This is a genomic window from Herbiconiux daphne (genome assembly GCF_024979295.1).
GTDB classification, from domain to species: Bacteria; Actinomycetota; Actinomycetes; order Actinomycetales; family Microbacteriaceae; genus Herbiconiux; species Herbiconiux daphnes.
On the sequence record NZ_JANLCJ010000252.1, the window covers coordinates 1 to 852 of the forward strand.

At 41.0% G+C, this 852-nt stretch carries 2 protein-coding genes; both read right to left on the minus strand.

What is annotated here, in order from left to right:
* A partial coding sequence (locus N1032_RS24440) for a DUF7192 family protein (protein ID WP_259543105.1) occupies positions 1-413 on the minus strand: 413 nt, incomplete at its 3' end.
* 59 nt (positions 414-472) lie between these two features.
* Positions 473-697, minus strand: a complete 225-nt coding sequence (locus N1032_RS24445) for a helix-turn-helix domain-containing protein (protein WP_259543106.1) — start codon at positions 695-697, stop codon at positions 473-475.
* Positions 698-852: the final 155 nt, after the last annotated feature.

Here is an 852-nt window from a genome sequence, read left to right on the forward strand (position 1 = left end):
ATGTCCGCAAAGATTCGCATGACCTTCCCTTTTTGTTCCGTCCGCTTTTGATTCATCATTGACTTAGGTAACCCCATCAATGCGTTAGGCACGATAGGTTGAAAGCCAACAACATCGTCAAACGTTTTGTTCCTTGGTCGAATCGGTTTTTCAATCATATCATCGACCGTTGCTTTGTACTTGTGCAATGAATTGGCACTTTTTTCGTCGCCATATTGCCGAAATTGCTCGGATTCTTTATAGTCTTTTGTTCCCGTGAATCCTTCACTTCCCGAATTCGATGAATCGTCGCGACCACTTACCCGCGGTTGCGCCAAAAGCTTTTCAAATTCTTGCATTGATTCGAATTGAACCATATCGCCGAAATGTTTTGACATGTCTTTCCCCTTTCTTATCTTGATGACATTACCCATATTACAACATGATATAATTGAATGCAAGAAAAAAGTGGGAAATTATCCCACTTTTTATTTTAACCCGCAAAATGCAAGTATTCGTCTTTCAAAACATCTTGGAAAGTTAGGTTCAACGCATTCAACAACGCAAACAAAATATCCAAAGTTGTGCGGCGTCGTCCGTAGAACAACATGGACAAATGTCCTTGCGTGATGTCCATTCGGTTTGCCAATTCAACTTGGCTTATGCCGCGCTCGTTCATGATGTCTTTTACTTTTTCAAAATCGACGATTTCGACCATTTGAAACCCTCCTTTCCAAGATTGCTATTTTCGGCGTTTCAATGCTTTTGCTTTGTATTCTTTGGCTTCTTCAATTTCCAAAAATTGTTGGGTGCCACCCTTCGGTGCGGTCAAGATATTGAATTGGTCGCACACCGTTTGACGAAATGAAGTTT